Below are 20804 nucleotides of genomic sequence, written 5' to 3' on the forward strand. Positions count from 1 at the left end.
TAAAATTAGTCATTAATAATAATATTTATAAGGAGCGTACCCATGAAAGCATTTCGTGAAATATTGTCTTGGGTGATTCCTATCTTAGTAGGATTACTGATTGCTGTTGGGATAAGGACTTATTGGTTTACAATGGTTAAAGTTGACGGTTCATCAATGGAACCTAATTTAACAAGTAATGAACGTGTTTTTGTTTTTCGAACTGATAAAATTGAAACTTCAAAAATTCATCGTGGTAGTGTCATTGTATTTGATGCTTATGGTGAAGATCCTTCAGCGACAGAAAATAAAGATTATGTAAAACGTGTTATTGGTATGCCCGGTGACACGGTAAGTGCTGTTGATGGTGTGATTAAGGTTAATGGTAAGGCTGTTGATCAAGATTACATTTCAGAGTCTGAACAAAAAGCAACTAATACGATTAATGATGTCGGTAACTGGCAGTCATTAGCACAATTAGGAAATCGCCAAGGCTGGGAAGGTGATAAAACAATTAAGGTCCCTGCTGGTAAGTACTTTGTGTTAGGTGATCACCGTAGTGTTTCAAACGATTCTCGTTACTGGGGATTTGTTGATGATGATAAAGTTCTAGGTGTTGTCAAAGTACCATTCTGGGGCAGCGAAACTAAGCGTGATAACATTAACACGGCTTGGAAATCATATTTTGAATAATTGCAAATTAAAAGCAGACAAGAAAATCATGTTATTTTCTTGCCCGCTTTATTTTTTAGTTGAAATTTATGCTATAAACCTATTTAATAATCCTAGGTTATCAATTTTTAAAAATATGAACATATCAGGACCGTATAGATTGATGGTCCTTTGTACCTTTCCCCTTTACTTTATGAACTACTTTTATTTTCGTTATTAGAACTAGATGATATATTTTAGTGAACGTTAGATTTAAACAGCGTATACTATATGCTACAAGGGGGGTGGTATGATGCAGTTAGGATTAAAGGCAAGTACGAATAAAGTACAAATTGATGATCGACTACAGTATCAACCAGATGTTTTTGAATTTCATTTGGAAGACACGGATTTTACATCAGCAGGTTGGCAACATTTTATTAAAATGGTGTCTTATGTGAGTGACAAAGTACCCCATATTGTTTTTCACCATCCAATGAAATGGCATGATCAACGTTGTGAATTATATACAAATTCAGCGGTTAATCCAGCATTACATGATTTTGTTATGCAAAGTGCTACGCAATTAATTAAATTAGCACAAGATGTTGATGGTTATGCACTTATTCATGGCGCTTATAAAAATAATCTGCCCAAAATTGTTACGAATTGGTCGACAGTATCTAAAGCACAAGATATTGTATTTGAAAGAATGAATCAATTGCGAGAAATTGCGCCAGATAATGTGGTTTTTGAAAATGGCACGTCCCCTGTTTATGCGTATGGGGATGCTGAATTTGAAAATCGGATTATTGCAGCTGACCTCCCCTTAGCTTGTGATGTGAGTCATACCTTTATTTCGGTGCATGGCAATAACGATGCCCTCATAAATAGTTTGCAGCACCTTAAATCACAAATTAAGCACTATCATTTAGTGGATTCAATGGGACAACGCCATGATAGTCTAACACTTGGCAAAGGTTTAGTTGATTGGCAACGTGTTTTAAATGAATTAAATCCGCAAGCAAGTCGTATTTATGAAATTAATTTAGCAGATCAGCAACATTGCCAAGAAATGATGGCAAGTCATGAATATTTGATGTCACTACAAAAATAAGTTAACAAAAAAGCAGCCCTGGATTATTTTTATCCAGGACTGCTTTTTTACTTAGGCTGAAGAATTACTTGGTCAGCCGTTTGAATGAGCTGTAAGGGTGTTTTAAAGGCATCAGAAAGTAAGTCTACTTGGTGATGCATCTGAGCTGCTGAAGCATTCACTAATTCACCTGTTGGTTGTAACAACCAGATATGTTGACTATAACGAAAGGCTTGATTTAAATCATGAAGTACCATTAACACTGTTGTTTGGCGCTTTTCTTGCAACTGCTGAAGCGTTTTTAAAAATAATTCTTGAAAATGTAAGTCTAAAAACGTCGTTGGTTCATCTAAAATCAACAAATCAGGTTTTTGTTGTAAGACAAAACCTAACCAAGCGAGTTGTTGTTGACCACCTGATAATGCAGGCATTTCTTTATCAAGTAAAGCATCAAGTTGTAATGTTTGCATAACTTCCTGATCTAACTTGTCATCCGCTAATGTTAATAGTTCACGAACGGTTAATGGTTCAAACAATTGATTGTGTTGTGAAAGCAATGCAATTCGCTGCGGATGGTTTTTAATTGTTCCTGTCGTTGGCAATAATTCGCCAGTTAACAGTTGAATTAACGTTGATTTACCAACACCATTTGGGCCAATAAGCGCTGTGATTTGATGATCAGGTAGTTGTACTGAGAGATCATGAAATAATTGATGATTATCACGATTAAATGACAAGTGATTAATGTCGAGCATGATAACCTCCTTTTATTAACATCAGCGCGAATAACGGTCCGCTGATAACTAGTAAAATCGCACTCGTTGGTAGCTCTTTCGGTGCTAGAATCGTTCGCGCAATTGTGTCAGCATTTAGCAGTAGTAGGCTTCCCCATAGTGCGGTTGGCCAAATTAAATGCTGACTTTTTTTGTTTGGACTCATGAAGCGTGCAATTTCTGGCAAAATTGCTCCTAAGAAGAAGACAATACCAATCAAACTTGTTAAAGCACCGGTCCATAGACCAACTGCAAGTAAAACAAACCAGGTTGTTTTTTGTTCCGCAATGCCCAGTAATTTTACCTGACGTGTTGGTAAAGCAAAGTATTTTAAATTAGGCCAAATCATGATGAGTAATAAACAACCCAAAATGGTCATGATGACTAATTGCATAACTTGTGACCAATCGACTGTGCTTAATGTCGGTAGCGGTACACCAAGTCCTTCACTAGCAATGTTAGTTAAGGCTTGAAAAATCATCGCCGTTGCGATTCCTAACAGTACAAGTCGTAACGGTGCTTGATGCTTAGGTGAAACTACGAACCAAGCGATTGTTAGTAGAATACCGGTAATGCCACCAATGATGACATTAAAGTTGAGTACACTGGGGATGATAACAAGGATCGCCATTAATAAAAATTGGCTGCCATTCATAACTCCCAAGATTGAGGTATCAACTAAATGATTGCGTAAGACAACCTGTAGTAGCAAACCACTGACACCAATTAATGCGCCACCGATAGTAGCAACTAAAATACGCGGTAAGCGATAATTAAGTATTAATTGCCAAGCATCAGGTTGTCCATGTAATACTGACGTGAGACTGATTGTTGTGCTACCGACCAGTAATGCAATAACCACGCTTATAAGAACCAATCCAGCTAATATAAAACGATAATATTTTTGCATTATCCCTCCTACTTGTTCAGCCAAGTTTGAATTTGTTTATAAGCATCCGGTGCATTGAGATTGGCTGTCATGCTAAAGGTTGGTTCATTTGCCTGATAAACATGTCCTTCTTGAACAGCGGGGATGCTTTGCCAATTAGCTTGTTTAAATAAACTATCAAAGTTTTTAAAAACATTTTTGGGCATTGCATGTGCCATTGTAATAATAACAGTTGGTTTAGCTTGTGCAATTTGTTCAGCATTCATTGCAACAAATGGGCTAGAACCTGAACCTACGACATGACCACCAGCACGATTAATCAAATCACCAACGTAACTGTTTTGGGTACCAACGAGGAATGAACCACCTGGCATCCCCATCAATAGCAACACATTGGGGCGATTTTTGGGATGCTTAGTTGGTATATCTAACTGTGCATTTAATTTTTTAGCAGCACTTTCTTTATGATATGTCGTACCAAGTTTTGTGATGGCTGACTGTAAATCTGTTAATTTATTAAAGTCTAATTGGTGATGCTTAATGTTGTCACTATCTAATTTTTGTTGATAGTCATCAGCAATCGCAGCATCAAGATAAACTAAATCAGGTTTTAATTGACCAATTTTTTCAAGATTAGGTGCAACGTGGTTACCAACTTTTGGTAAATCACGATATTGTTTTGGTAATGTTTGTTTATTACCTGGCGTTGCAACACCAACTAAAGGTACATCTAATTTATTAAATACCTGAACTTGTGCATTTGTTGTCGCAATAATGCGATCAGTTGTTGCACTTTTTTGGGTAGGACGCATCATCAACCAAATCCAGCCGGCGCTAATGATTAACAAAACGATTAATAAAAGCGATAATATTTTTTGTTGTTTTTGCATCGTCACTTACTTCTTTTTCTTCAAATTAAAGACAAGACCAAGAAGGATACCTAAAACTAAAACACCACCAACGATAGCAACGATGGGTAATTGCTTACTTTTATCTTCATGCTTCTCTTTGGCAACTTGTGTTTTAGATTCTGACTTTGAAGTTACTTTGGCAGAAGATGAAGATTTACTACTTGCAACGCTAGTGTCAGTTTCATTACTTTGTGAACTTGAACTCGTGACTGGTTCACTTGCACTACTTGTTGTAACAGATGAACTGCTTGGTTGTTGGCTAGAAGTTGATACTGCAGGTTTACTTGAAGAACTAGCTGCTGGTGCAACAGGTACTTTAGAAGCATCTAATACTAAACCAACAATGTAGTTGTGATGATAATTAATACTATTAACGTCAACTTTAATTGCTGCATTATGACGGGCACTTAAGTTTGATGTGACGAAACTATACGTAATGGTCTGTGAATTACCAGACTCACCACGTGAAACATTTGCACCAGCGCCATCAATATTGAGTACTTGAACAGGATAGTTACCAAGATCTTTGCCGGTTGTAACAGTCGACGTTACGGTATAAGTATTGTTACCGTTTGGTGTGACTGTTGCAGAATGTGAAAAGTATGCGGCTGCATAAGAAGTATTAGATGAACCATTTTCTAATACCTGCATGGGAACAGTATAAGATTCTGCATGAACAGCTGTTTGCATACCAAACATGCAAAGAACTAATGCGAATAGTCCAAGAAACGACCGAAGATATTTATTATTAGCCATTTGCCTACCTCATCTTAAAGAAATTAGTCAAAAGGGCGACACCAACGTAACCCAATGCAGCAGCTAAAATACCACCAGCAACAATTAATACATTTCGTTGTGTTGTGTTATTGCTTTTAGAATCAGATTGGTCATCTTTGGTCACTTGTGTTGCATTACTATTTTTCTTAGTTTGCGGCTTGGTAGTATCATTTTTCCCATCATTATTTTGAGAGTCAGTATTTGCGTTATTTAAAGCCGTAAATGATGAGCCAGTGATAGTATCATCATTAAAATCGGTAGCAAATGTTCCATGTGAAACATCAGAATTTAATGGACTAGTTGTAAGACCAGAAGCATCAGGCAGACCAGTTGTTGGTTGCGTTGCCTCACCAGCATTATTTAGGATACGACCGATAACTAAACGAATAGTATAGATATGATCGTAATTCAAAGGCGCTGTGAATTTAACGTGAATACTTGTTGCAATTGGTGCTTTAATTTCATTTTCTGATAATGATAGTTGATAAGTTGATTGATAGTAATTACCAGTTTTAATAGTATTAACAAGCTTTACTTGATGTTTACCATCCATAAATGAAATTGGGTTACGTCCCATCATAACAGGCGTATGCGTTGTAATATATCCAGTGTATGATCCATTAGCATTGTGAACTAATTGAACAGTAGGCAAGAAATATTGGGCAGCAACTGATGTGCTGTTATTATTACCATGCAAAATAGTTAATTGATGCAAAACAGCATTGCGAATGGCGTTTTGATGGCCAGTTGGTAATGAAACAGCCCCATTTGCACCAGTTGCTGTATTTTTATCGGTTTTAGTTTTTGTGAAATCAGAATCTTTAGAACCGCTCTTTTTAAGGCTATTCAAATCAAATGCAATATCAGCATCGGGATGTTCCGTGAAATTGATTGCTGGAACAAAGATCGTCATATGTGCTTTTAATGTTTGACGGAGTGAAGATACAGGTACCGTCACTTGCCAAGCATTGCCATTTTTATGAGCAGTAACCCCATTAATTGAGAAAGCCTTCATTAATGACATCGCACCATTCTTAGTTGCAAACTTGACTGTAGCTTTGCCATCTTTAACCAAAATATTTGCGGAAGCTGTCATGTATTGTTGCATCGTTGAGGTTGTGTTCGTACCAGTTTTGTAAACACGGTAGTTGATGCTGTAAATACCGTTATTCTTAAGGCTTAGCTTTTCATTATTAGCAGTAGGTTTTGAACCGTTATTAGTAGGCTTTGTATTAGCATTACCATCATCTTTACCACCACTGTTATCTTGATTACCTTCACCCTTAGCGATTTCAAATTTAATATCGGCATCAGGATCTTCAGTTAGGCCAATTTGTGGCACTTCAATATGCATATGAGACGTTAGTGTCTTTGCAAGGTTCTTAGCAGGAACTGTGACAGTCCAGTTATTACCGTCTTTCTTTGCGTTGACACCATTAACTGAGAAGGTCTTCATCATTGACATTGCGTTGTTCTTAGTTGCAAAGCTGATTGTAGCTTTGCCGTCCTTAATCACAACTTTAGCAGATGTCGTCATGTACTGAGACATGGTTGAGTTCTTAGTAGTACCTGATTTATAAATATGGTAGTTAACATTATTGTAAGTACCGTCGTTAAAATCAGTCGTTAGCTTTTGCTCAGGTTTACTTGAACTAGCGGCGCTAGAAGAACTAGAACTAGGCTTGCTTGAAGAAGACGCGCTAGAAGAACTTTGGCTAGGCTTGTTTGAAGAAGCCGCACTAGAAGAGCTTGAACTAGGCTTGCTTGAAGAATCGGCACTAGAAGAGCTAGAACTTGAACTTGATGATGAACTACCATCATTATCTAGTACTTTAAGACTCTTCATGTCAAATCTAATGTCTGCGCTAGGTGTTTCCGTGAAATTGATAGCAGCGACAAAAATAGTCATCTGGGCTGTCAACGTCTTATTCAAGTCCTTAGCTGGTAAGGTTACAAGCCAAGAATCCCCTTTAGCTTCTGCCTTAACGCCATTAACTGAGAATTTCTGCATCATTGACATAGCAGCGTTTTTCGTTGCGAAATCAATGGTTGCTTGGCCGTTTTTAACGGTTACCTTAGCTGATTCAGTCATATAGGTAGCCATGGTTGAAGTATCCGTCGTACCAGACTTATAAACCTTGTAGTCTATTGTGTATTTACCGTCATTTTCGATAGTTGGTTTAGCTGGTGTCGTTGGCTTACTTGAACTAACAGCACTAGAACTTGATGATGAACTACCAGTGTTATCCAAGTTTTTAATACTATCCATATCAAAGATAATATCTGCACTAGGCTTTTCTGTGAAGTTGATTTGTGGTACTTCAATCGTCATTTGCGCAGTAGCTGTCTTAGCTAAATCTTTAACGGGTAGCTTTACAATCCAAGAATCCCCTTTGGCTTGTGCCTTAGCGCCGTTAATAGAAAATTCTTTCATCATTGACATTGCATCATTCTTCGTTGCAAAGTCAATGGTTGCCTCTCCTTTCTTAACAGTTATATTGGCTGATTGCGTCATGTAGTTTGCCATCGTTGAAACATCGGTAGTACCTGACTTGTAGACATTATAATTAATAGAATAAGTGCCGTCTTGCAAGATGTCTTTGCCAGGTTTTGTTGATGTTTCTGATGATGAACTAGATGATTGATCAGGTTTATCATTTACTGGGTTAACCAGTGCAGGATTCATATTGAAAGTTATGTTTGATGCATAACCTTTATGTGGACTCATTGGCACACTAGTAAATGATGCAATAGTAGCTTTACCATCCTTGTCAGGCATTAAGTCCTTAGTAGGAATAGTAAAGTCAACTGTAGTTTTACCCTTTAGATCCTTTGTTTGACCGTCAAATGTGACATTTGGAATCATTGCTACCATGTTTGGATCCTGATAAGTAACCGTTACAACGCTGGTTACATCACCAACTTTAACATTGAACTTTGGCGCAAAGAAACGATCCATATTGCTGTCAGGACTAACGGCAATTTGATAGTCACCAGTTTTGAATGTCTTTTGCGCTGGCATTAATTGACTAATATTGAAAGTCAAATTTGATGGATAGTCCATGACATGGCCCATTGCATCCACATGGGTCGTTGATGCAATGGCCACATTACCATCTTTATCTGCTGTTAAATCCTTAGTAGGAATAGTAAAAGTGATATTTTGACTCGTTACTTCTTTCTTTTGACCGTCAAAAATCATGTAAGGAATCATGCTAATAACATCTGTACTGTTAAAGCTTAAAGTAACGTCTGTGGTGTCCCCTTTGATGTTAATGTAAGCAGATGGCTTTAAGAAGCGATCCATGCCTTGATTAGCACTCATCTTCACTTCTGTTCCAGCTGGGGTTTCAACTGTACTTTCGGTAGTTTTTGAATCATCAACTGTTGAAGCAGTTGTGTCGCTAGTTACTTGTTGTGAATCATTTTGTGCTGGTTCAGTTTTTGCAACAGTTGCTTTAGATGTATCAGTTGATGATACTGTGTTGTTTTCAGTGCTTTGTGGAGCACTATTTGCAACAGATGACTCAGTTTTTGAACTAGGAACAACACTTGACCTTGGTGTAACTGATGAGTTGTTGGTAGTTGAAGCACTAGAAACACTAGATGTGCTCTGTGAGCTGGTAGTAGTTTCAGGCTTAAATCCTTGGATACCTAAACGAATTGTATAGTTATGGTCATAGTTCATCATTGGAATATTAACGTGAATATTCGTCTTGATAGGTTGTCCGCTTGCTAATTCACTAGCTGACAAAGTCATCCGATAAACGGTTTGGTTATAACCATTTTTTTGTGTGGTACCCATGTTCACCACTTGGTGTTGGGTATCTGTACTAGCAATTGGTTCATCCCCTAAATTAGTTGGGGTGTTCGATGTTAGGTAGGCATAGTGATTACCATTAGCTAACTTTTCTAATGAAATTGTATCTAAATAAAATTGAGAAGCTGTTGAAGAGGCATCTTTATCCCCTTGTAAAATTTGTAATTTGTAACTTTGCTTTTGTGCAGCAGTTTGGGTTGTTTCAGCAGCGTGAATAACGGTGTCAACACTAGATACCGTTGAAGCTGTTAGCATACTTCCCAAAGCAACAGTTGAAAACAAAGTTGCGGTTCGTGAAAAAGTACTCATAATTGTCTATGGTCTCCTTATAAATTTTTTAATGTTTGTCCGATAAACGGGACATAGATAGTTTTCTTTGAAAATTCAAAGAATGTTCATAATTGAACATAAACCATTTTAAAGCTTATTTTTAGGTTTATCAAGCGACAGTTGTTATCCCAGTTTAAATGTGATTAGTGATAAAATAAATAGAAGAAAAATTAAGAGGTATGGATATGAAACAGACGTATGCAATTGTTGGTTTAGGCCGCTTTGGTAGTTCGTTATTAGAGTCGTTAATTAACGCTGATCAAGAAGTTTTAGTCATTGATAAGGAGCCAAATTTAGTAGAAGGTTATATGGATATTGCCACACATGCTGTCATTGCTGATGCGCAAGATGAAGATGCGTTACGCGATTTAGATTTAGCTAGTTTTGATCATGTCGTTGTCGCGATAGGTCATAATCAACAAGCATCAATTTTGACGACTATTTTATTGAAGGATTTGGGTGTCCGTCATGTGGTTGCAAAAGCTGAAAATAATCTACATGCACGTGTGTTAGATAAAGTTGGAGCTGATCAAGTTGTGCGTCCGGAAAGTGAAATGGCCCATCGATTAGCTGAACAACTGATGACCCCCAACCTACTTAATTTTATAGACTTAGGAGATAAACACTCATTAGGTGAAATTAAAATTGGTAATTTGCGTTTTGCAAATAAAGAGATTGAAGAACTTGATGTGCGTAAGCAGTATGGTTTGACAATTATTTCCATTCGCTCCCAAGATCGTGTTGTGATTACACCAGATCCAGATGAAATAATTCAAGTAGGTGATGTTTTGACGGTAGTTGGTGCAACAAAAGATGTTAAACATTTTGAATCATTGGTAGCTAAAATCAGATAATGTTTTCTTGACTAATAATGTCAAACGGCATATAGTTAACCATACTAATTTCAATCTCGAAGAAAAAAGAGATTACTAGTCATAAACATGATTTTAGAAAGTTTGCGGTTGATGAAAGCAAATGATTGTAAACTAGTAATGGCGCTTTTGGAGGGATGAAAATTACCTGTAATTAAGTGGCTTAGTCAGTGACTAAGAATTAGGGTGGAACCGCGTTATCAAACGTCCCTATGTCAAATTTAATTTGGCATGGGGGCATTTTTTTGTCCTCATGCAGTGAGGTATATATGATGAATAATGATGTAGAACGTGAGCTATCACGTGGACTTAAGGCGCGCCATGTACAGATGATTGCCATTGGTGGTGCGATTGGAACAGGACTATTTTTAGGTTCAGGTTCAGCGATTAAAGCAGCTGGTCCTGCCCTTATTTTAGCTTATGCAATCACGGGTTTGTTTGCCTATTTTATGATGCGAGCAGTCGGTGAATTATTGTTGTCTAACACAAAAATCCGATCATTTATTGACTTTGTGCGTATCTATTTAGGTAATAAATGGGAATTTGCGATTGGTTGGGCATATTGGTTAAGTTGGTCGAGTCTAGCCATGGCCGATCTAACGGCAAGTGGTATTTATTTACGCTATTGGTTTCCAACGTTACCACAATGGGTCACACCTTTGATTGTCATTGTGGTGTTGGTGGCTTTCAATTTAATTAATGTGAAGTGGTTTGGTGAGCTTGAATCATGGTTTGCCTCAATTAAAGTCTTTGCGATTTTGGCTTTGATTGTTGTCGGTATTGGTTTAATTTTGACTGGTTTCCATACTGGTGGGAATACGGCTAGTTTTTCAAATTTAGTTTCACATGGTGGCTTTTTTGCGACCGGTTGGCAAGGATTTATCATGGCATTTCCAATGGTTATCTTCGCCTTCACCGGTATTGAAATGGTTGGTTTGACTGCTGGTGAAACGGAAAAGCCAGCGCGTGATCTACCAAAGGCAATTAACTCAGTCCCTATTAGAATTGGTTTATTTTATGTTGGTGCGATTGGGATTATCATGTCAGTTTATCCTTGGAATCAAATTGATACGACACAGTCGCCCTTTGTTCAAGTTTTTGCTGGTCTAGGGATCAAGTTTGCAGCAACGTTAATTAATTTCGTTGTTTTGACGGCAGCATTATCAGCAGCTAACTCAGCTATTTTCTCAACATCACGTACATTGTATGTGTTGGCAAAGAATAGGCAAGCACCAAAATCATTGGCACGAGTATCAAAAAACATGGTACCTGTAACGGGAATGTTAGCATCAGCAATTGTCTTTTTAGTTGTTGTTTTGCTAAACTACTTCTTCCCTTCAAAAATTTTCACATTAATTACGAGTGTCGCAACAATGAGTTTTATTTTTGTTTGGATTTTGATTATGGTTGCCCATATTAAATATAAGCAATCAGCGGCGTCAAAAAACAATCCATATAAAATGCCATGGTTCCCAGCAACTAGTTACGCTACTATTTTGTTCTTCCTGATTGTATTGGTAATTCTTACAATTGATGGTGCAACAAGATGGTCAGTGCTAACGACAATTCTATTTTTTGTAGCATTAGTTGGTGGTTATAGTTTGTGGTCTAAGCGGCATGATGAACTTAAATAGATGATGACATGAGGTTGGTACAAAATATTTTGTACCAATCTTTTTTGTATAAACGTTGCTATGACGGGAATGCAACTAATAGGTGCTAGGGAATTTAGGTAGAATTTGATAAGTTAAAATCAACGGAGGAATATGTGTAATGGATTTAGGGACGAAAATAAAAGTACAACGGGAGAAGAAGAATTGGTCGCAACAAGAACTGGCTGATCAAATACATATTTCACGTCAATCAATTTCCAAGTGGGAACAAAATAAAGCCATCCCAAGTATTACTAATATTGTGATGATGAGTAATCTATTTAATATTTCATTAGATGAATTAATGAAGGATGATGAAATTTTGGTAAAAAAGATGGATGCACAGATGAAAATTGCAAGGAGTTTGCGCAATATTATGATTAGTGTATTAATTGCGTTTGTTTTGTTTATCATTATTGCGTCGTTCCACGTGAATATTTATAATATTAGAGAATATTTCACGGATGCTGCATTAGTAATTGTCATTATGATTATGTTTAAAATAGATTGGCATCAATTAGATAAAGCTATACCAAGAAAAATTAGTGTATTAATTGTAATAGCTTTAGTTTTATATTTGATTCCGGGAATTAATGATTTCATTATGAGTTTTATTACAGGTTGGCAAGATGCTGTTAAAGATGCTACAAATGGTTAGCACAAAAAAAGGTTGAGACAAAACGTCTCAACCTTTTCGATATCGTAACAAAACTTAATCAGTCAACAATAATTGAAATGCCAACCGATCACCATTTGGGACAGGCATTAATACGTGACCACGATATTCAAAGCCAGCTTTTTTAACTGTTTTTTGCATCCCTTGGTTAATTTCATGTGTATCAATACGGATATCTCGGTAACCATGATCCAATGATAGCAAAACTAAGTCATGAATTAGTTGATGTGCTAATCCTTGCCCACGAACGTTGCCATCAATGGCAATGCGATGTAGTGTCATATATTGCTGTTCATTCCCTAGCCATGAACCATCGATATATTCATAGGCTTGTTCTGGACCGGGAACTAGTTTGCCAACACCGGCAATCGCATGATTATGAATTAAAACATAAACAGTGCCCTCTTGAATGTCATTAATAAATTCATCACGTTTTGGTTCGGCCGTTCCCTGCCACTGTGGTGAGTTTTGACTCCCTAAATAGGCGACAGCTTGTTGAATAATGTCAAAAATAGCATCAACGTCTCCTGGCTTAGCTAAACGTGTATAAGTTAAAGGCATATGCTTCTCCCCCTACGGAAATTTATTTTGTGTTTTATTATAACAAATATCTAAAAATTTAATTTTGAAAAATAAGTTAATAAAAAGTACTTTTTTAACTTATTATAAGCTTTTATCAGATATAATTGAGAGATTAACGTAAAAGTTTAAAAAGTGATAAATGAAATGAGGACAACATCAATGCAAAAACGACCAGGAGATACTATCTTCCGTGCTGTTAAGGGCGCATTAATTGGATCAGGATTTATTTTACCAGGAATTAGTGGCGGTGCTTTAGCCGCTGTATTTGGGTTATATGAACGTATGATATTATTCATGGCTAATCCATTTAAAAATTTCAAAGCTAATTTCTTGTTTTTCTTGCCAGTTGGTATTGGCGCTTTGATTGGTATTTTTCTACTTTCCTTTGTGATTAGTTTTATGCTAGGTGAAGTAGAAAATGTGGCGCGTTGGTTCTTCATTGGTGCCATTGTAGGAACGATTCCGACTTTGTGGCAAGAAGCTGGTAAACATGGTCGTTCTAAAACTGATCTGGGTATTATGGTGACGACTGGTGTGCTGATGTTGCTGTTCTTATGGCTCGGACAACCCCTATTTTCAACTATGACGCCTAGTACTAGTGCTTGGTTACTATCAGGCGGGTTAATTGGTTTGGGATTATTAGTGCCTGGACTAAGTCCATCAAACTTTTTGATTTATCTAGGATTATATAAAGGCATGAGTGATGGGATTAAAACTGGTGATTTATCAGTACTTGTCCCATTGATTATTGGTTTATTAGCAATTGTTTTAGTCTTCGCAAAAGTGATGGCATATGTGTTTGAAGTTGCTTATGCAAAGTTATTCCATGCTATTTTTGGAATTGTCATGGCTTCTACCGTTATGATTGTGCCACTTGACTACACTGGTTTCACCATTTGGCATTATTTGTTTGCAATAGCTTTATTGGTCTTGGGAACTTGGCTTGGTTGGTGGATGGGAAATCTGGAACAGAAAGTTAAACCAACAACGATTTAGTAATGGAACCGTTTTCCTAAAAAGATTGTATTAATAAAAAAAACATGCTACTGTTAAGTAGTTAAGTTAATTAACGTATCTGGGGTGCCTGAAATGGCTGAGATTACACCCACTGAACCTGATTTGGTTAATACCTGCGCAGGAAGATACAATCCATTTATAGAAATTAGTGGGTAGTCTTTTTGTGTATGCAAAGAGACTACCTTTTTTGTTTTATGGGGATTGCCGAAAGCACTTGGTAAAAATTAAATCTAAATAAACATCGTCTGGGGTGCCGTAAGGCTGAGAAATACCCATGAACCTGATGTCGGTAATGCGATCGAAGGAAGAGCGATATTTGACTATGTGCAAATACCCTTCTTTCGTGATCAGAAAGGAGGGTATTTTTAATGATTAATGTAAATGGCGAGCAAGTTGATCAAATGGTTGGTAAAACTTTGACGGATTTATTAAAAGTTAAAACAGATATGATGCAAAATGTTGTCGTTGAATTAAATGGCGAAATTATTCATCGTGATCAATTAGATACAAAAATCTTAGTTGAAAATGATCATGTTGAATTAATTTCTTTTGTTGGTGGTGGTTAGAAAAGAGGACGATGAAATGATACCAAAGTTTCAAGGCGTAGACGTTGAAGATTTTTTTATGGGCATGAAAGAACGTAACGTTGCTGGTACAACTGAGCAATTACAAAAGGCACATGTCATCATTGCAGGTGCTGGTGGTTTAGGCTCAAATATTGCCATTGCCCTTACACGGAGTGGTGTTGGCCATTTAACAATTATTGATTTTGACACGATTGAGATGAGTAATCTTAACCGGCAGCAATATAAAGTTAGCCAAATTGGGTTACCAAAAGTAACAGCATTAAAACAAAATTTGTTGGAGTTTAATCCATTTATTGAAATCGATACAGTGCAAACGGAAATAACATCAGAAAATATTGCAGAACTATTTGCAGATGCAGATATTATCTGTGAGGCATTTGATAATCCAATGGCGAAGGCAATGTTACTAGATGGTGCCACAAAACATTATCCTAATAAGCCGGTAGTGATGGGTAATGGGATGGCTGGTTTACATCTTACTAATGAGATACAAACGAAGCAACAATTACCAAATGTTTATATTTGTGGGGATGGTTACAGTAAAGGTATGGAAGGATTGATGGCACCACGCGTCATGGTATGTGCCGGTCATGAAGCCAATGCTATTTTACGCCTATTAACTAACCAACCTGTATTGTCAGAATAGGAGAAACATAATGACTGAAAATAATGATGAACTAATTCTTGGTGGACACCATTTTTCTTCACGTTTTATTTTGGGTTCTGGTAAGTATTCATATGAATTAATTGATTCGGCAATTCATCATGCCGGTGCGCAAATTATTACGATGGCGCTTCGTCGTACGAATACGCAGGAAGAAAATATTCTAAATTATATTCCTGATGATGTTACCATTTTACCGAATACATCAGGTAGTACGAATGCCCAAGAAGCAATTCGTATGGCCCGAATTGCACGTGAATTGAGTGGTAGTGATTTTATTAAATTAGAAGTTGTCCCTGATAAGACATATTTATTGCCAGATAATGAAGAAACAATTAAGGCAACTAAAGTATTAGCTGATGAAGGGTTTATTGTTTTGCCATATATGTTGCCTGATTTAAATGCAGCTCGTAAATTAGTTGAAGCTGGTGCAGCTGCAGTGATGCCATTAGGTGCCCCTATCGGAACAAACAAGGGATTGGCAACAAAAGACTTAATTCAAATTTTGATTGATGAAATTGATGTGCCAATCATTGTGGATGCGGGGATTGGACGTCCTAGTCAAGCTGCTGAAGCGATGGAAATGGGTGCTGCAGCGGTGATGGCAAATACAGCGATGGCAACGGCTGGTGATATTCCATTAATGTCAGAAGCTTTTAAATTAGCTGTTGCAGCTGGTCGTAAAGGCTACTTGGCCCATCCTGGTCGTGTCTTAGATAAAAAGGCTGTTGCTTCATCACCTATTTCCGGTATTAGCAAGTAGCTAGGTTATTGATATGACACAATTGTTAGATTTATTGGATCAATTTACTCATCAACATGATCAAAACAGGCTTGTATATAATCAAGATTGGCTAGCTAATCAACGAGACTTAATTTTTTTAGGTCAACGTTGTGGAGCGACAGCAATAGTTGATGATTATGGCAATGTTTACTTGGATTTTCCTGGACAAATAAATGACCAACCGGTCGCAACGGGCTCACATATGGATACTGTAAAATATGGGGGTCGTTATGACGGTCTATATGGTGTTTTGGGTGGCTTTTGTGCTATTCAACAACTATATGAGCAACACGGTATTCCTAAACATCCAATACGTTTAATTTCATTTAGTGAAGAAGAAGGCAATCGTTTTCTGGCCGCTTTTACTGGTTCAAAATATTATACGGGTACCTTACAAATTGAAAAATTGTTAGATAATCAAGGGATAACGTTTGACGAAGCTAGACGTTTAGCAGTAACGCAATTGCAACACCTACCCTATGTTAAAGCGCAACACGTGGCACTGCCCGTAACTTTTACCGAATTACACATTGAACAAGGACCACGTCTGGCGCAAAATAACAAAAAAATAGGGTTAGTGACAGGTATTGTCGCACAAAACCGATATGAAGTGACTGTACATGGGCAAGCTAATCATGCTGGTACGACGCCAATGGCGCAACGGCAGGATGCGATTGCAACTGCTAGTCTATTAATGACGAAGTTGTATGCATTAGCAGCTGATACGGCAGAGGATTTAACGTTTACAATTGGTGAAATACATGTTTCCCCTAACGTCAGCAATGTTGTCGCTGAAAGTTGCCGTTTTACTATTGATTGTCGTGCGAATACCAATGATCAGTTAATGACTTTTGTGACTAAGATGCTGCAGTTGCTTGAACAGTCTAAACGAACAAGTGTTATTGAAACACTACACGTACCTGCAACGCGATTGTCAGATGATTTACTCACACAAAATGCAGCTTTGGCAACACAAATGAATTATTCATATCAAACATTATTTTCTGGTGCTGGTCATGATAGCCAAATTATGAGTTCGTTTGTACCGACAACGATGATTTTTGTCCCTAGTGAGGCTGGCATTAGTCATGCTCCTGCTGAATATACAAAACCAGCTGATTTATTGACAGGTGTCACACTATTGTCAGCCAGTTTATTTATGCAGGCTAATGGTGAATAAGATGAAAATAAAAATAAATCTAACGACGCAAATTATTATTGGTACGGTATTAGGCATCATCTTAGGCGCTGTTTTAGGCCCTAAGATTGTCGGTATTAAAATTGTTGGTGATATTTTTTTACGATTGATTCAAATGGCAGTAATCCCTTTGGTTTTCTGTACGGTTATTGCGGCAATTGGTAAGTTACCTATTAAGCAATTAGGGCGTTTGGGAATGCGCATTGTATTATGGTTTACGATTACCACTCTGATTGCGGCCTTAGCGGGTCTAGTTTTAGGATGGTTATTTCATCCAGGTGTGGGCCTACATTTAACACTTGATACAGCATTGACCAAAGAAATTACTAGCAATAAAGTTTCATCAACCGATATGATATTAGGCTTTTTCCCAACAAATATCTTTGAATCCTTAGCACAAGGTAACACGATTCAAGTCATTATCTTTGCTTTGTTATTCGGATTTGTATTAAGTAAGGCGAATACTAACCAACAATATGATTCAATTTTGATGGGACTGCAGCAATTAAATCAATTATTGGTGTCATTAATTCAAGTTGTTTTACGATTAGCACCATTTGGAATTGGGGCTTTAATGGCAGCGGTAACGGCTGATAATGGATTAACAGTATTAATCCCATTAATCAAATTTTTAGGTATATTTGGGATGGGAACACTACTATTTTTAATAGGCTTATTTGTGATGATTATGTTGCGGGCACATTTGTCTTTGCATACGGTGATGCATGGTTTTGCGAATATTCTATTGATTGCCATGACGACCACGTCTTCTGCGGCCTCATTACCAGTCGAAATGCATGATGCTGAAAAGCGATTAGGTGTTAGTAAAGAAATTAGTGAATTAGTGCTACCTTTGGGGATGGCATTGAATAGTAATGGTTTGGCGATGTATTTAGCTTTAGCTTGTGTCACCATGACGCAATTTTATGGCTTGTCGCTTTCCTTCATGATGATGTTAAAAATTGTTTTATTAGCAATTGTTGCTTGTTTAGGCACTGTCGCTGTTCCAGGTGGTGGTTTAGTTGCTTTAACGATTATCGTCCCTGCCCTTGGTTTACCACTTGAAAGCATTGCTTTATTGGCTGGTATCGACTGGTTTGCGGGTATTTTTAGAGCAACTTTAAATGTCGTTGGTGACACAACAACTGCGATTATGATTGCGGCAGATGAGCATGAACTATCACAAGTGTCCGTATCAATTTAAAATTAGAAATCATACAAAAAAGCAGGTTGCAATTTAAACATTGTGACCTGCTTTTACGTATTCTTCAGTACCATCGGCAACCGCTTGTGTATAGTAATGACATTTATAATTAATTGTATCTAGTGTTTTTTGGAGTTCAGCCATTTGCCCTTGAACTGATTGTTGTAGTTGTTGGAACATATTAAGGCGTTGTTGAAGTGTTTCATCCCCCGTCTCACACCATTCAATGAACGTCTTAATATCTTTAATTGACATATTTGATTTTTTTAAACATTCAATGATATTAATGGTGTCCAAGTTTTCTTGTGTGAAAACTCGAGTCCCTGCTGTATTCTTTTGTAAATTTGGAATTAAATGCTCTTTGTCATAATAACGGATGGTTGAGATTGAAAGATTAAATTGTTTAGCAACCTCACCAATTGAGTAGACTGTTGTCATAATTACTACCTTCCTTATTGCTTGACCTAAAGTTAGGTTTAGGGTTTAAAGTAATCCTATCATATATGTAACCAAGGGGGAAACATAATATATGTCAATTAAAGATAAGGTGATTGTTATTACAGGTGCTTCAAGTGGTATTGGTGCTGCAACAGTTGCAAATTTAGCAAAACAACATGCAAAGTTAGTTATTGGTGCACGACGTGTAGATAAATTAGATGAGCTAAAAGAAAAATATTCTGAAGCAGAAATCATCACACAAAAAGTCGATGTCACTAATTTTGATGAAGTTAATGATTTAGTAAAAACGGCAATTGAACATTTTGGTAAAATTGATGTCCTATTTAACAATGCAGGTATTATGCCGATTAATCCTTTAATTAAGGGTGCTCGTAATGAGTGGCAAAATATTTTGAATGTTAATGTTATGGGTGTTCTTAATGGAATTGCGGCTGTTTTACCAATCATGCAATCGCAAAAATTTGGGCATATTATTGCAACTGATTCGGTAGCTGGTCATGTCATTGTACCCAATTTAGCAGTTTATAATGGGTCAAAATTTGCGGTACGAGCAATTATGGAAGGTTTGCGCCAGGAACATCATAATGATGGCATTCGTACTTCAATCGTGTCACCTGGTGCTGTAGCAACGGAATTATATAAATCATCTACTGACGAAGCAACGCAACAAGAAGAACTAGAAAACGAAAAGGCAATTGGACTTTCTGCTGAAAATGTGGCGACGGCTGTTGCTTATGCAATTGATACGCCTGACAATATGGATGTTAATGAAATTATTATTCGACCTATCAAACAATCAGTTTAATTTTATGAAAGAGGTAATATAATGACTAAAATTTTAAAGGATACACGTGTATTTACAGTAAACCAAAATATAGATGTGCAAGATGTGAATTTTCAAAATAGGTTCGGTTTTGTTTTAGCAGGTCACCTCTATAAGCCGTTGAATTTTGAAGAAGGAAATAAATATGCAGCAATTGTGATATCAGGACCTTTTGGGGCTGTTAAGGAGCAATCAAGTGGTTTATACGCACAAACTTTAGCAGAACGCGGTTTTGTTACCTTGGCATTTGATCAATCTACTACTGGTGAAAGTTCAGGAAATGTCCGTAACATGGCATCACCAGATATTTTCACGGAAGATTTTTCAGCTGCTGTTGATTTTATTGGTATGCAAGATTATGTTAATCGCGAAAAAATTGGTGCTTTAGGTATTTGTGGACTTGGTAGTCATGTGCTTACTGCAGCTGCAATTGATAAACGTATTAAAGCCGTTGCAACAAGTGTTATGTACGATATGGGTGAATCAATGTGGCAAGGCATAGATGGTTCTAAGACGCCAAAGCAACAAGATATTGAACGTGATTATTTAGCAGAACAGCGTTGGCATGATGCTGAAAATAATACTCACGAAGGCGGACCACATGAGTTACCTTTCGATGAAAATGACCAACCAATTCATTTAACAAGTATATTGCCAGATGAATTGGATGAAGATGCGGATCCAGTAACCACCGACTTTTTCCACTATTATAAGGAACGGGCATTCCATCCCCGCTCAGTTAATTCAAATGGGGCTTGGGCAGCTACGACTCCTTGGAGTTATTATAATTTTAGCTTGCAGCAAAAAATTGCTGAAATTGCTCCTCGACCAGCATTAATTGTAACCGGTGAGAAAGCACATTCACGTCATATGGCACAAAAATCATATGAGTACTTGCACGAACCTAAGGAATTAGTTATTGTACCTAATGCAACCCATGTGGATTTGTATGACCAAATGACATTAATTCCATTTGATAAATTTGAATCATTCTTTAAAGGTAATTTAAAATAAATTTTCTTTATTTGCTGTGTTAGTAGATAATTAGAGAAATTTTAGG

Annotated in this window: 20 protein-coding genes and 2 riboswitches; of the genes, 13 read left to right on the forward strand and 7 right to left on the reverse strand. The window is 37.1% G+C overall.

All coding sequences use genetic code 11. From position 1 onward, the window contains the following. The first annotated feature begins 42 nt into the window (after positions 1 to 42). Together lepB and FFM61_RS00105 are read left to right on the forward strand one after the other, a co-directional pair. A complete protein-coding gene (gene lepB / locus FFM61_RS00100; RefSeq protein WP_074426711.1) occupies positions 43 to 672 on the forward strand; it encodes a signal peptidase I in 630 nt (209 codons plus the stop codon). A 271-nt stretch (positions 673 to 943) separates the two neighbouring features. Continuing rightward, a complete protein-coding gene (locus FFM61_RS00105; protein WP_074426710.1) occupies positions 944 to 1747 on the forward strand; it encodes a TIM barrel protein in 804 nt (267 codons plus the stop codon). A 47-nt stretch (positions 1748 to 1794) separates the two neighbouring features. Here the strand turns inward: FFM61_RS00105 and FFM61_RS00110 are convergent, their stop codons facing one another. The 5 genes from FFM61_RS00110 to FFM61_RS00130 are packed head-to-tail and all read right to left on the reverse strand — an operon-like array spanning position 1795 to position 9205. Further along, complete coding sequence (locus tag FFM61_RS00110) at positions 1795 to 2481, reverse strand: ABC transporter ATP-binding protein (protein ID WP_074426709.1); 687 nt, start codon at positions 2479 to 2481, stop codon at positions 1795 to 1797. Then, a complete protein-coding gene (locus FFM61_RS00115) occupies positions 2468 to 3409 on the reverse strand; it encodes an iron ABC transporter permease (RefSeq protein ID WP_074426708.1) in 942 nt (313 codons plus the stop codon). Before FFM61_RS00115 ends, FFM61_RS00110 begins: the two co-directional genes overlap by 14 nt. 8 nt (positions 3410 to 3417) lie before the next feature. Then, the gene (locus tag FFM61_RS00120) at positions 3418 to 4278 is read right to left on the reverse strand and encodes an ABC transporter substrate-binding protein (protein WP_074426707.1); all 861 of its coding nucleotides are present in this window, start codon (positions 4276 to 4278) and stop codon (positions 3418 to 3420) included. Positions 4279 to 4284: 6 nt separating this feature from the next. Then, the gene (locus FFM61_RS00125) at positions 4285 to 5055 is read right to left on the reverse strand and encodes an NEAT domain-containing protein (RefSeq protein WP_074426706.1); all 771 of its coding nucleotides are present in this window, start codon (positions 5053 to 5055) and stop codon (positions 4285 to 4287) included. 4 nt (positions 5056 to 5059) lie between these two features. Further along, entirely contained in the window at positions 5060 to 9205 is a 4146-nt protein-coding gene (locus FFM61_RS00130) for an NEAT domain-containing protein (RefSeq protein WP_074426705.1), read from the reverse strand. Between the two features lie 206 nt (positions 9206 to 9411). Between FFM61_RS00130 and FFM61_RS00135 the strand changes: the two genes are divergently transcribed. The 3 genes from FFM61_RS00135 (at position 9412) to FFM61_RS00145 (ending at position 12408) form a co-directional block, all read left to right on the forward strand. Continuing rightward, positions 9412 to 10080, forward strand: a complete 669-nt coding sequence (locus tag FFM61_RS00135) for a potassium channel family protein (RefSeq protein ID WP_074426704.1) — start codon at positions 9412 to 9414, stop codon at positions 10078 to 10080. A gap of 290 nt (positions 10081 to 10370) precedes the next feature. Continuing rightward, positions 10371 to 11732 (forward strand): amino acid permease, encoded by a 1362-nt coding sequence (locus FFM61_RS00140; protein ID WP_371258034.1) that lies wholly within the window; start codon positions 10371 to 10373, stop codon positions 11730 to 11732. 139 nt (positions 11733 to 11871) lie between these two features. Next, on the forward strand, positions 11872 to 12408 hold the full coding sequence (locus tag FFM61_RS00145) for a helix-turn-helix domain-containing protein (RefSeq protein ID WP_074426702.1): 537 nt from the start codon (positions 11872 to 11874) through the stop codon (positions 12406 to 12408). 54 nt (positions 12409 to 12462) lie between these two features. Here the strand turns inward: FFM61_RS00145 and FFM61_RS00150 are convergent, their stop codons facing one another. Continuing rightward, on the reverse strand, positions 12463 to 12987 hold the full coding sequence (locus FFM61_RS00150; RefSeq protein ID WP_074426701.1) for a GNAT family N-acetyltransferase: 525 nt from the start codon (positions 12985 to 12987) through the stop codon (positions 12463 to 12465). A gap of 180 nt (positions 12988 to 13167) precedes the next feature. On the opposite strand from FFM61_RS00150, the gene FFM61_RS00155 reads away from it, so the two are divergent. The 6 genes from FFM61_RS00155 to FFM61_RS00180 all read left to right on the forward strand — a co-directional run bounded on the left by FFM61_RS00155 (position 13168) and on the right by FFM61_RS00180 (position 18462). Next, entirely contained in the window at positions 13168 to 14004 is an 837-nt protein-coding gene (locus tag FFM61_RS00155; RefSeq protein WP_083194381.1) for a DUF368 domain-containing protein, read from the forward strand. Positions 14005 to 14074: 70 nt separating this feature from the next. Continuing rightward, positions 14075 to 14166: riboswitch (TPP riboswitch) on the forward strand. 95 nt (positions 14167 to 14261) lie between these two features. Next, a riboswitch (TPP riboswitch) is annotated at positions 14262 to 14350 on the forward strand. Positions 14351 to 14393: 43 nt separating this feature from the next. Further along, the gene (gene thiS / locus FFM61_RS00160; RefSeq protein ID WP_074426699.1) at positions 14394 to 14591 is read left to right on the forward strand and encodes a sulfur carrier protein ThiS; all 198 of its coding nucleotides are present in this window, start codon (positions 14394 to 14396) and stop codon (positions 14589 to 14591) included. A gap of 16 nt (positions 14592 to 14607) precedes the next feature. Next, positions 14608 to 15258 carry a sulfur carrier protein ThiS adenylyltransferase ThiF gene (gene thiF / locus FFM61_RS00165; protein ID WP_074426698.1) on the forward strand — a complete coding sequence of 217 codons (651 nt, stop codon included), beginning with the start codon at positions 14608 to 14610 and terminating at the stop codon, positions 15256 to 15258. A 10-nt stretch (positions 15259 to 15268) separates the two neighbouring features. After that, a complete protein-coding gene (locus FFM61_RS00170; protein ID WP_074426697.1) occupies positions 15269 to 16039 on the forward strand; it encodes a thiazole synthase in 771 nt (256 codons plus the stop codon). 13 nt (positions 16040 to 16052) lie between these two features. Further along, positions 16053 to 17240: a hydantoinase/carbamoylase family amidase gene (locus tag FFM61_RS00175; protein ID WP_074426696.1), complete on the forward strand. Its 1188-nt coding sequence runs from the start codon at positions 16053 to 16055 to the stop codon at positions 17238 to 17240. Between the two features lies 1 nt (position 17241). Then, positions 17242 to 18462: a dicarboxylate/amino acid:cation symporter gene (locus tag FFM61_RS00180; RefSeq protein WP_074426695.1), complete on the forward strand. Its 1221-nt coding sequence runs from the start codon at positions 17242 to 17244 to the stop codon at positions 18460 to 18462. Positions 18463 to 18495: 33 nt separating this feature from the next. On the opposite strand, the gene FFM61_RS00185 is transcribed toward FFM61_RS00180, so the two are convergent. Continuing rightward, complete coding sequence (locus tag FFM61_RS00185; RefSeq protein ID WP_074426694.1) at positions 18496 to 18900, reverse strand: MerR family transcriptional regulator; 405 nt, start codon at positions 18898 to 18900, stop codon at positions 18496 to 18498. Positions 18901 to 18991: 91 nt separating this feature from the next. On the opposite strand from FFM61_RS00185, the gene FFM61_RS00190 reads away from it, so the two are divergent. Further along, positions 18992 to 19726, forward strand: a complete 735-nt coding sequence (locus tag FFM61_RS00190) for an SDR family oxidoreductase (protein WP_074426693.1) — start codon at positions 18992 to 18994, stop codon at positions 19724 to 19726. Positions 19727 to 19747: 21 nt separating this feature from the next. After that, the gene (locus FFM61_RS00195) at positions 19748 to 20758 is read left to right on the forward strand and encodes an alpha/beta hydrolase (protein WP_074426692.1); all 1011 of its coding nucleotides are present in this window, start codon (positions 19748 to 19750) and stop codon (positions 20756 to 20758) included. Positions 20759 to 20804 lie beyond the last annotated feature (46 nt).

This window comes from Weissella hellenica (genome assembly GCF_005405545.1).
Lineage (GTDB): Bacteria > Bacillota > Bacilli > Lactobacillales > Lactobacillaceae > Weissella > Weissella hellenica.

Coding starts and splice junctions, on each gene's coding strand:
- FFM61_RS00180 (WP_074426695.1), top strand. CDS start 17,242: ATGAAAATAAAAATAAATCTAACGACGCAAATTATTATTGGTACGGTA.
- thiF (WP_074426698.1), top strand. CDS start 14,608: ATGATACCAAAGTTTCAAGGCGTAGACGTTGAAGATTTTTTTATGGGC.
- FFM61_RS00140 (WP_371258034.1), top strand. CDS start 10,371: ATGAATAATGATGTAGAACGTGAGCTATCACGTGGACTTAAGGCGCGC.
- FFM61_RS00125 (WP_074426706.1), bottom strand. CDS start 5,055: ATGGCTAATAATAAATATCTTCGGTCGTTTCTTGGACTATTCGCATTA.
- FFM61_RS00145 (WP_074426702.1), top strand. CDS start 11,872: ATGGATTTAGGGACGAAAATAAAAGTACAACGGGAGAAGAAGAATTGG.
- FFM61_RS00130 (WP_074426705.1), bottom strand. CDS start 9,205: ATGAGTACTTTTTCACGAACCGCAACTTTGTTTTCAACTGTTGCTTTG.
- lepB (WP_074426711.1), top strand. CDS start 43: ATGAAAGCATTTCGTGAAATATTGTCTTGGGTGATTCCTATCTTAGTA.
- FFM61_RS00120 (WP_074426707.1), bottom strand. CDS start 4,278: ATGCAAAAACAACAAAAAATATTATCGCTTTTATTAATCGTTTTGTTA.
- FFM61_RS00155 (WP_083194381.1), top strand. CDS start 13,168: ATGCAAAAACGACCAGGAGATACTATCTTCCGTGCTGTTAAGGGCGCA.
- FFM61_RS00195 (WP_074426692.1), top strand. CDS start 19,748: ATGACTAAAATTTTAAAGGATACACGTGTATTTACAGTAAACCAAAAT.
- FFM61_RS00185 (WP_074426694.1), bottom strand. CDS start 18,900: ATGACAACAGTCTACTCAATTGGTGAGGTTGCTAAACAATTTAATCTT.
- thiS (WP_074426699.1), top strand. CDS start 14,394: ATGATTAATGTAAATGGCGAGCAAGTTGATCAAATGGTTGGTAAAACT.
- FFM61_RS00150 (WP_074426701.1), bottom strand. CDS start 12,987: ATGCCTTTAACTTATACACGTTTAGCTAAGCCAGGAGACGTTGATGCT.
- FFM61_RS00170 (WP_074426697.1), top strand. CDS start 15,269: ATGACTGAAAATAATGATGAACTAATTCTTGGTGGACACCATTTTTCT.
- FFM61_RS00110 (WP_074426709.1), bottom strand. CDS start 2,481: ATGCTCGACATTAATCACTTGTCATTTAATCGTGATAATCATCAATTA.
- FFM61_RS00115 (WP_074426708.1), bottom strand. CDS start 3,409: ATGCAAAAATATTATCGTTTTATATTAGCTGGATTGGTTCTTATAAGC.
- FFM61_RS00175 (WP_074426696.1), top strand. CDS start 16,053: ATGACACAATTGTTAGATTTATTGGATCAATTTACTCATCAACATGAT.
- FFM61_RS00190 (WP_074426693.1), top strand. CDS start 18,992: ATGTCAATTAAAGATAAGGTGATTGTTATTACAGGTGCTTCAAGTGGT.
- FFM61_RS00105 (WP_074426710.1), top strand. CDS start 944: ATGCAGTTAGGATTAAAGGCAAGTACGAATAAAGTACAAATTGATGAT.
- FFM61_RS00135 (WP_074426704.1), top strand. CDS start 9,412: ATGAAACAGACGTATGCAATTGTTGGTTTAGGCCGCTTTGGTAGTTCG.